Origin of the sequence: Dactylosporangium sucinum (assembly GCF_014647515.1) — a bacterium.
In the GTDB taxonomy this organism is placed as follows: Bacteria; Actinomycetota; Actinomycetes; order Mycobacteriales; family Micromonosporaceae; genus Dactylosporangium; species Dactylosporangium sucinum.
Map to the genome: position 1 here is coordinate 19,542 of NZ_BMPI01000107.1, position 9,153 is coordinate 28,694.

Genomic DNA, 9,153 nt, shown 5'->3' on the forward strand with positions numbered 1-9,153 from the left:
TCTCCTTACGGGGCGGGCAGCGGATAGTGGCAGGCGACCGAACGCCCGTCGCCGGTCAGCAGCGGCTCGACGTGGGCGCAGGTCTCGGACGCCTGCCAGCAACGGGTCCGGAACCGGCAGCCGGACGGCGGGTCGACGGGGCTCGGCGGGTCGCCGGTGAGCAGGATCCGCTTCCGCTCGGCCCGGCCCACGGGCTCCGGCACGGGGACCGCCGACAACAGCGCCCTGGTGTAGGGGTGCTGCGGCGCGTCGTACAGCGGCGCCTCGGGTCCGGTCTCGACCAGCTTGCCGAGGTACATCACCGCCACCCGGTCCGAGATGTGCCGGACCACCGACAGGTCGTGGGCGATGAAGACGTACGCCACGCCGAGCTCGCGTTGCAGTCGTTCCAGCAGGTTGACCACCTGGGCCTGGACCGACACGTCGAGCGCGGAGACCGGCTCGTCGCAGATGATGACGTCGGGCCGCAGGGCGAGCGCCCGGGCGATGCCGATCCGCTGCCGCTGACCGCCGGAGAACTGGTGCGGAAAGCGGTCGAGGTGCAGCGACGGGTCGAGACCGACCAGGTCGAGCAGCTCCTTGACGCGGTCCAGCCGGTGCCGGCGGTCCAGCACGTCCGGGTGGATCTCGAACGGCTGGAGCAGGATGTCGCGCACGGTGCGCCGCGGGTTCAGCGAGGTGTACGGGTCCTGGAGCACGATCTGGATCCGCCGGCGCAGCTCCCGCAGCCGGCGGCCCCGCGCGGTGTGCACGACGGCGTCGCCGAAGCGCACCTCACCGGACGTCGGCCGTTCCAGCCCCACCAGCATCCGGGCGAGCGTGCTCTTGCCGCAGCCGGACTCGCCGACGACCCCGAGGGTCTCGCCGCGCCGGAGCTCGAAGGACACCCCGTCGACGGCCTTGACCACCCCGCCGGACGTGAACGGCAGCCGGCCCTTCACCGGGAAGTGCCGGACCAGCTTGTCGACCCGGAGCACCGGGTCATCGGTGGCTGACATGCAGCAGCTCCTCCCGGTGGTGGCAGGCGCTGGCCCGGCCGTGCGGCAGCGGCGACAGCGGCGGCAGCGTGGCCCGGCAGGTGTCGTCGGCGCGTGGGCAGCGCAGGTGGAACGGGCAACCGGCCGGCAGCCGCGCCGGGTTCGGCGGGGCACCGGGGATCGCGTACAGCTCCTCGTCGCGCCGGTCGACCCGGGGCATCGAGGCGAGCAGCCCCTCGGCGTACGGGTGGGCCGGACCGGCGAAGATCTGCTCCACGGTGGCCCGCTCGACGATCCGGCCGGCGTACATCACCGCCACGTCGTCGGCGACCTCGGCGACCACGCCCAGGTCGTGCGTGATGAGCAGCAGGGCCATCCCGCTGTCCCGCTGGATCTCGGCGATCAGCTCCATCACCTGGGCCTGCACCGTGACGTCGAGCGCGGTCGTCGGCTCGTCGGCGATGAGCACGGCCGGTTCGAGCGCGATGGCCAGCGCGATCATGATCCGCTGCCGCATCCCGCCGGAGAACTGGTGCGGGTAGTCGCGCACCCGGTCCTTGGCGGCCGGGATGCGCACCCGGTCGACCAGCTCGACCGCGCGCCGCCGGGCGTCCGAACGCGACAGTCCACGCCGGACCCGCAGCAGCTCGCTGAGCTGCTCACCGACCGTGTAGACCGGGTTCAGCGCGGCCATGGCGTCCTGGAAGACCATGCCGATCTCCTCGCCGCTGACCTTGTCGCGCCGCTTCGGCGGCAGGGTCAGCAGCTCCCGGCCGCGCAGCCGCACCGATCCGCTCACCTGCGCCGGGGGCGTGTCGAGAATGCCCATGACCGCTTGCGCGGTGACGCTCTTGCCCGAGCCGGACTCGCCGAGGATGGCCAGCGTCCGCCCGGGCTCCAGGGCGAGGGACACGCCGTTGACCGCCCGCACCGGCGCGCTGCCCGGCCCGGGGAAGCTGACCCGCAGGTCCTCGACCTCCAGCAGCGCCATCACGCGACTCCGGCCTCGGCCAGGAAGTCCCGGACGGTCCGCTGGAACAGCTCCGGCTCCTCGAGCTGGGGGGAGTGGCCGGAGTGCTCGAACACGACCAGCCGGGCGTCGGGGATCAGCTCCGCGATCGTCTCCGAGGCGGCCACCGGGGTGCGCCAGTCGTGCCGGCCGACGGTGACCAGGGCCGGGCAGGTGATCGACGGGAGCTTCGGCTTCAGGTCGTACCGGGGCATGTTCTGCCCGAACGCCGCGTTGTGCGTCCGGTAGTGGAACCGGGTCGCGGCCAGCTTGGCGGCGTCCTTCGCCGGGTCGTGCTGGTGGTCGTAGAGCGGCAGGATCGCCTTCCAGTACTCGCGGAGCTGGTCGTTGCTCTCGAACCGGCCGGTGCCGATCCGGTCGATCGCCCACTGTGGAATGACGGTCCGGTCGGTGGACTTCGCCCGCTCGACGGCGAGGTGGTCGTGCGCGGTGTCGGCCGCGGTGTCCCGCAGCACGAGCGCCGAAACCCGGTCGGGGTGGGCGACGGCGTACTCCAGCGCGATGAACCCGCCGTACGATCCGCCGGCCATGACGATCCGCTCGTGGCCGAAGTACGCACGGATCGCGTCCACGTCGGCGACCCACTGGGCGTGGGTGAACGGCTCGTGGTCGCTGGACTCGCCGGAGCCGCGGGCGTCGAAGACGATGACCCGGAACGTGTCGGCGAACGGGCCGAACGACCGCTTCGGCTCGGACCGGGAGCCGAGCCCCGGCGCGCCGTGGTGCACGATCATCGCCGGCCCGTCCTCCGGGCCGAACGCCTCGACCACCAGCTCGGCGCCGTTGACGGTCAGCCGCTCATGGAAACTCATCGGACCTCCTCGATGACGGTGGACGCCAGGTCGCGGGGGTAGCTGGTGAGCCGGCGCGGTCCGGCCGCCTCGACCAGCACCGTGTCGGAGATGCGGTAGCCGGCGTGCCCCGGCACGTACACGCCGGGTTCGCTGGACAGCAGCATCCCGGGGGCCAGGACGGTGTTGTCGCCGTCCTCGACCCACGGCGGCTCGTGGTTCTGCAACCCGATGCCGTGGCCCTGCCGGTGCCGGATGTAGTCGCCGAGACCGTGGCCCCGCAGCACGTCCAGGCAGATCTTGTTGACCTCGGCGCAGGTCCGCCCGGCCACCATCGCCTGGGTCCCGACCTCCTGCGCCTCCCGGTCGGCCTCGTAGTAGCGCTGCTGCTCCGGGGTCGGCTCGCCGATCACGAACGTCCGCTCGCTCTCGACGAACCGGCTCGCCACCGCCGCGCCGAGCGAGAGGATCAGGGTGTCGCCGGGCCGGACCCGCCGCCGCGTCGGCAGGCCGTGCGGCAGCGCCGAGTTCGGCCCGGCGTAGACCAGCCCGCCGGCGAGCTTGGTGGTGTAGACGACCAGGTCGTAGTCGGCGTACATCCGATCCGTGCCGTAGCCGATGACGTGCCGGGCGATCTCGTCCTCCCGGGGCAGTTCGGCGCCCCGGCGCAGCGCGTCGGCGATCAGCTCCCGGCCCGCGGCCAGCATCTCGTCGCAGATCCGCGCCGCCGCCTCGTGGAACGGGATCTCCTCGGGCAGCTTGCGCAGTCGCAGCTTGGCCACCGCGTCGGTGGTCTCCAGGGTGGTGGTCTCGCCGAGGGCGGTCGACAGCGCGCGGAACGCCCCGACCGACACGCCGGCGCCCACCCCGATCCGGCGCGCCCCGCGGCCGGCCAGCGCCGCGGCGAGCGTCTGCTCGGCGGTGACCACGCCGGGGTACTCGAAGTAGCTGACCGTCTCGACCGTGACCTGCTGCTGGGCCGCGTACTCGTCGTCCAGGCGGGGAATCACCAGCAGCGGGTCGCCCGAGCGCGGCATCCACAGGTAGACCGGCCGCTCGGTGGCGATGTAGAAGAACCCGCAGAGGTACGCCACGTCGGCGGGGGAGGTGGCGAGGAAGCCGTCGAGGCCGCGTTCGCCGAGCGCCTCGGTCAGCTCGGCGCGGACGGACGAGTAGAAACTGTCGGGCAGGCGCACGGGTCAGCCTCCGTTCCGGCGGGGGTCGCGGATGTCGTTGAAGCGCATGCCGGCCACGGTGGCGGCAAGGACGAGCAGCAGGATCGCCAGCGACGGGAACAGCGTCTGCCACCAGGCGATGGCGACCACGCCGCTGCGCTGGGCGTTGAGCAGGATCCGACCCCACGACCACGAGTCGGGGTCACCGAGGCCGAGGAAGCTCAGCCCCGCCTCGGAGATGACCGCGCGGGACGCGGTCAGCAGCACGCTCACCACGATCAGCGGGACCACGGCGGGCAGGATCTCGCGGGTGACGATCCGCCAGCCGCTCGCGCCGAGCACCCGCGCGCCGTCGATGTACGGCATCGCGGAAACGACCAGGCCCTGCGAGCGGATCAGCCGGGCCACCTCGGGCCAGGCGAAGACGCCGATGATCACGGTGAGCGTCCAGACGCTCGGGTTGACGATCGCGGCCAGCATGATCATCAGGGGGAGGGTCGGCAGCGCCAGCATCACGTCGGTGACGACCGTGCCGACGGCGTCGACCGGCCGGAAATGCGCCGAGGCGAGTCCGATCGCGGTGCCGAGCACGATCGCGATGAGTGAGGCGGCCACGCCGATCATCAGGCTGGTCCGGGTGCCCCAGACCACCTGGGCGAAGATGTCCTGGCCGAGGTCGTCGGTGCCGAACCAGTGCGCGCCCGAGGGTCCCTGGAGCACGTCGGCGCCCGTGCCGCCGGGCTCGTCGGCGATCAGCGGGGCGGCGATCGCGACCAGCGTCATCACCGCTAGCACCGCCGCCGCGAGCAGCCCGGAGGGCTGACGCAGGAAGGCACGCCAGGCCGGCTTGGCGGTGGGGGCCGCTTCCGCCGCCGTCTCCGGCATCAGCGGGGCGCTCACAGCCGGATCCTCGGGTTGAGCACGGCGTAGAGCAGGTCGGTGAGCGCGTTGGCAACCACGACGGTGATCGCGAGCATGATGAACGCTCCTTGCAGGACGGGGTAGTCGCGTTGCCCGACGGCCTCGTAGATGAGCCGGCCGACCCCGGGGTAGGCGAACACGGTCTCGGTGAGCACGGCCCCGCCGACCAGCGTGCCGAGCTGGAGGCCCATCAGGGTCAGCGCGGGCAGGATCGCGTTGCGCAGGGCGTGCTTCCAGAGCCGGCGGCGGCCGGAGAGGCCGCGGGCGCGGGCGGCGCGGATGTAGTCCTCGCCGAGGACGTCGACGAGGTTGGTGCGCAGCGTCAGCGCGTACGGGCCGAGTTGCACGAGGACCAGCGAGAGCACCGGCAGCACCAGGTGGTGCGCCAGGCTGAGATAGGCGGCGGCGCCCCGGGTGTCGGGGTCGATCGCCCCGCCGATCGGGAACCAGCCGAGCCGGGCGCCGACGAAGACCAGCAGCAGCATGGCCACGCTGGGCACGAAGAGCGCGTGCCCGCCGATGCCGAAGCCCTGGAGCACCTTGTCCGGCCAGCGGTCGCGATGGGCCGCCGCGAACACGCCGATCGGGATGCCGATGGCGATGGTCAGGACGAACGCCGTGCCGGCCAGCAGCAGTGTCCACGGCAGACGGTCGAGGAGGATCTCGCTCACCGGCTGGATCTGCCGGAACGATATCCCGAAGTTGCCGTGCAGCAGCTCGCGCAGGTACGCGACGTACTGCTCGAACAGCGGCCGGTCCAGGCCGTAGGTCTTGAGCAGGGCGGCCCGCATCTCCGGGGTCATGTCGCCCTCGACCATCAGTGTCGTGGGGTCCCCCGGGAGCAACCGGAGCAGGAAAAACGTCGCGGTGATCGCTATCCAGATCGTCAGTACGGCCTTCAGCGCCCGGTTGAGCACGAAGCGTGCCACGGGGGACCCCCTCCTTTCTTACTCTGGCGTCGGCCGGTCAGCCGACCGGCTTGACCTGGGCGAGCGAGTACGCGGTGACCATGCCGAGCAGGTCGGAGGGCGACGCGACGAAGCCCTGGAACTTGCTGGCGTTGTAGGCGAACTGGAAGTTCTCCACGTACAGCGGGGTCAGGTACGCCTCCTCGTGCACGACCTTGTCGATGTTCTTGATCTTCTCGACGAAGGCGGCGTGGTCGGTGGTGCCGGCGGCGTCGTTGATCAGCCGGTCCATCTCGGCCGACTTGAGCAGGTTGTAGTTGATCCCACCCGGGTTGCTGGACAGGTACGTGCTGCGCAGCTGGTCCATCGGGTTGTCGAAGACGCCCCACTGCGACGCGTCGATGTCGTACTTGCCGTCCTTGGTGCGGCTCAGGAAGGTGTTCCGCTCAACGCACTCGTTCTTCAACTTGATGCCGGCCTGCTCGGCGCTCTCCCGGAACAGCTGCACCACCCGGGTGATGTTGGCGTTCGACTGGTCGCAGGCGACGCCGAGCTCCAGCCCGTCGAAGAAGCCGTCGCCGTTGCCGTCCTTGTAGCCCGCCGCGGTCAGCTTGGCCTTCGCCCCGGCCGGGTCGAACGCGTACGGCTGGATCTGGGTGTTGTCGTACTCGGCGAAGATCGGCGAGATGGGGCCGGCCATCTGCTGCGCGTCGCCCTGGAGCACCGAGGCGATGATCGCCTTGGTGTCGACCGCCATCGACAGCGCCTGCCGGACCTCCTGCTTGGCCAGGTCCTTGTTGTTCATGTTGTACGTCAGGTGGGCGAAGCCGAGCGCGCCGACCTTGGCCAGCTTGATCTTCGAGTCGCCCTGGAAGGTCTTCGCCGCGGACGTCGGCACCGGGGTGCCCATCATGTCGATGTCGCCGTTGCGCAGCGCCAGCATCATTGTGTTGACGTCCGGGTAGATGCGGTACTCGACCTTGCTGACGGCCGCCTTGCCGCCGGGCGCGAGCGGGTACTTGTCGTTACGCTTCATCACGTACCGCTGGCCCTTGGTGGCGCTCTCCAGCACGAACGGACCGGCGCCGACCCAGTTGGAGTCGTTGGCGAACTTCGACAGGTCGCCGGCGGACTCGAAGACGTGCTTGGGCACGACCGACATCCAGAAGCCGACGCCCTCGGCGAACGGCGCGTACGCCTGGGAGAGGTGGAACTTCACCGTCGTCGGGTCCGGTGCCTCGACCGAGGTGACCCAGGTGAGCTTGGCGGCGACGTTGCCGAGCTTGTACTTCATGATCGACTCGGCGCTGAACTTGACGTCGTCGGCGACCACCGGCTTGCCGTCGCTCCAGACGAAGTCGTCGCGCAGCTTGAACACCGCGGTCTTGCCGGCGTCCTCGTAGCTGTACTCCTTCGCCAGCTCCGGCGCCTTCTTGGCGTTCTCGTCGATCCGCAGCAGGTGCGGGTACATCGCGTTGAGGATCCAGGAGTCGGTCTTGCTCAGCGACTGCAGCGGGTTGAAGTTGGAGACGTCGGTCGTGGTGCCGATCCGCAGCACCGCGTTGTCGTCGCCGCTGCTGCCCTTCGACGAGCCGTTGTCCTCGTTGAGCCCACAGCCCGACAGGGCCAGGGCGACCGCCGCGCCGAGCGCGACGGCGGCCTTGCTCACCTTGCTCACCAAACCTCCCGAAGTACGCGAATGATGTTCCCGCCGATGACCTTGGCGATCTCGTCATCGGAGTAGTCGTGCTGGACCAGCCAGCCGACGATGTTGCTGAAGCACTCGGCCGGGTTTTCGAGCCCGGAGACGTACGGCACGCGCGGGTGGTCGACCGCGCCGTGCGCCCGGCCGATCGCCAGGTGGCCGACGAAGCTGTCGTGCAGGCCGACGTGGTCGCCGAAGTTGGTGTCCGGCCCGAACGCCACGTGGTCGATGCCGACCAGTTCGACGCAGTGGGTGAAGTGGTCCATCACCGACTCGATCGAGTGGTGCGGGTGCTTGGCGGACAGGGTGGTGTGCGGGGCGGCCTCGATGCCGATCACGCCGCCGCGCTCGGCGCAGGCGCGGATCACGTCGTCCGGCTTCATCCGGGGCGTGTCCCAGACCGTGCGCGAGCCGGCGTGGGTGATGAAGACCGGCACCCGGCTGGCCTCGATCACGTCGAGGGACGTCTGGTCGCCGGAGTGCGAGATGTCGATGGCGATGCCGAGCTTGTTCATCCGGTCGACGGCGCGGCGGCCGAAGTGGGTGAGGCCGCCGTCGCGCTCCTCGGAGAGCCCGCTGCCGAGCATGTTGGCCTGGCTGTAGGCGATGCCCATCTGGCGGACGCCGAAGCCGTACAGGATGTCGATCCGGTCCAGCTCGTTCTCGATCATCGTGGCCGCCTCCAGCCCCGCCACCAGGGCGAGCCGGCCGTCGCGCTTGGCCGCGAAGATCTCGTCGAGGGTGGTCGCCACCACCACGTAGTCCTGCTTGGCGACGTCGGCGAAGCGGAGCCCGATGTCGTAGATGACGTCGTCCCACTTCCAGGCGTGCTCGCTGGTGACGCAGCCGGTGCCGTTCATGAAGTTGTCGAAGACGGCGGTGAGGCCGGACCGCGCGAGCCCTTCGAACCCGAAGGCGTTGCGTCCGGTGCGGTTGTAGTCCCGCAGTTCCGAGACGTCGGCCGGAAGGATCTTGGGGTGCTCGTGCAGCGAGATCGCGGCGTGCTCACGCAGCAGCCGGCCGACCCGTTCCCGCTGGCTGTCGGAGAGCCCGAGGTCGTGCTCGGGCACCCGGCCCAGCTGCGGGGCCAGTTCGAACACCTTGTAGTCGGTGTGGGGGGTCAGGTAGTCGAACGACTTGTATCCCCCGTACCGGGCGGCGGGTTCCTGCACGCGTCCACCTCACGTCGGCATGGTTTTGAAGGCCTGAGGACGGAGGTCTGACCTCCGGCCACTGGCAACGTACGTGAGGCGGTGCGCGCTAGGAAGTCGTCGTGACCGGACTGTTACGTGTTACGGCTGCATTTCGTCGTGCGCTATTTGTTCGCCGTCGATGTGGAAGCGGTTGCGCAATCGGCGAGTGCACCGCAGTCCGACGGTCGTCGTCGCCGTTCTGGCTGTATTCCAGCCAGGCATTACGACGCCGGGCGGTGTGATGGGCGTCATCCGGTCACAGCGCGGCACCGCCGGCGGCTCAAGGTGGAGTTGCCGCCGGCGTGCAGGGGCGCCTGTTGTGCTGTCTGGGCTCAGGTCGGCTTGCTGGCTGTGGGGTTCGGCGTGGGGCTGCGGTGCCGGAGGGTCAGGCGGCTGCGCCGGCCAGGGCGGGGGTCAGTGCGCGGGCGCACTGTTCGCGTGCCCACTGGATCC

At 70.4% G+C, this 9,153-nt stretch carries 8 protein-coding genes; all 8 read right to left on the reverse strand.

Features of this window, described 5'->3' with window-relative positions:
• Window positions 1–5 precede the first annotated feature (5 nt).
• Genes IEZ31_RS52565 through IEZ31_RS52600 form a run of 8 tightly spaced genes read right to left on the reverse strand, consistent with a single transcriptional unit; the run spans window position 6 to window position 8,679 of the window.
• Window positions 6–998, reverse strand: a complete 993-nt coding sequence (locus tag IEZ31_RS52565; protein ID WP_190257699.1) for an ABC transporter ATP-binding protein — start codon at window positions 996–998, stop codon at window positions 6–8.
• Entirely contained in the window at window positions 982–1,968 is a 987-nt protein-coding gene (locus tag IEZ31_RS52570; RefSeq protein ID WP_190257700.1) for an ABC transporter ATP-binding protein, read from the reverse strand. Before IEZ31_RS52570 ends, IEZ31_RS52565 begins: the two co-directional genes overlap by 17 nt.
• Entirely contained in the window at window positions 1,968–2,819 is an 852-nt protein-coding gene (locus IEZ31_RS52575; protein ID WP_190257701.1) for an alpha/beta fold hydrolase, read from the reverse strand. The genes IEZ31_RS52570 and IEZ31_RS52575 overlap by 1 nt, the downstream gene beginning before the upstream one ends.
• Complete coding sequence (locus tag IEZ31_RS52580; RefSeq protein ID WP_190257702.1) at window positions 2,816–3,994, reverse strand: M24 family metallopeptidase; 1,179 nt, start codon at window positions 3,992–3,994, stop codon at window positions 2,816–2,818. The genes IEZ31_RS52575 and IEZ31_RS52580 overlap by 4 nt, the downstream gene beginning before the upstream one ends.
• A 3-nt stretch (window positions 3,995–3,997) precedes the next feature.
• Entirely contained in the window at window positions 3,998–4,873 is an 876-nt protein-coding gene (locus IEZ31_RS52585; protein ID WP_229837183.1) for an ABC transporter permease, read from the reverse strand.
• The gene (locus IEZ31_RS52590; protein WP_190257703.1) at window positions 4,870–5,823 is read right to left on the reverse strand and encodes an ABC transporter permease; all 954 of its coding nucleotides are present in this window, start codon (window positions 5,821–5,823) and stop codon (window positions 4,870–4,872) included. The genes IEZ31_RS52585 and IEZ31_RS52590 overlap by 4 nt, the downstream gene beginning before the upstream one ends.
• A gap of 37 nt (window positions 5,824–5,860) precedes the next feature.
• On the reverse strand, window positions 5,861–7,480 hold the full coding sequence (locus IEZ31_RS52595) for an ABC transporter substrate-binding protein (protein WP_190257704.1): 1,620 nt from the start codon (window positions 7,478–7,480) through the stop codon (window positions 5,861–5,863).
• Entirely contained in the window at window positions 7,477–8,679 is a 1,203-nt protein-coding gene (locus IEZ31_RS52600) for a dipeptidase (protein ID WP_190257705.1), read from the reverse strand. The genes IEZ31_RS52595 and IEZ31_RS52600 overlap by 4 nt, the downstream gene beginning before the upstream one ends.
• Window positions 8,680–9,153 lie beyond the last annotated feature (474 nt).

Excerpts from the sequence above, each read along its gene's own strand:
- IEZ31_RS52565 (WP_190257699.1), bottom strand. The coding sequence starts at position 998 with ATGTCAGCCACCGATGACCCGGTGCTCCGGGTCGACAAGCTGGTCCGG.
- IEZ31_RS52570 (WP_190257700.1), bottom strand. The coding sequence starts at position 1,968 with ATGGCGCTGCTGGAGGTCGAGGACCTGCGGGTCAGCTTCCCCGGGCCG.
- IEZ31_RS52575 (WP_190257701.1), bottom strand. The coding sequence starts at position 2,819 with ATGAGTTTCCATGAGCGGCTGACCGTCAACGGCGCCGAGCTGGTGGTC.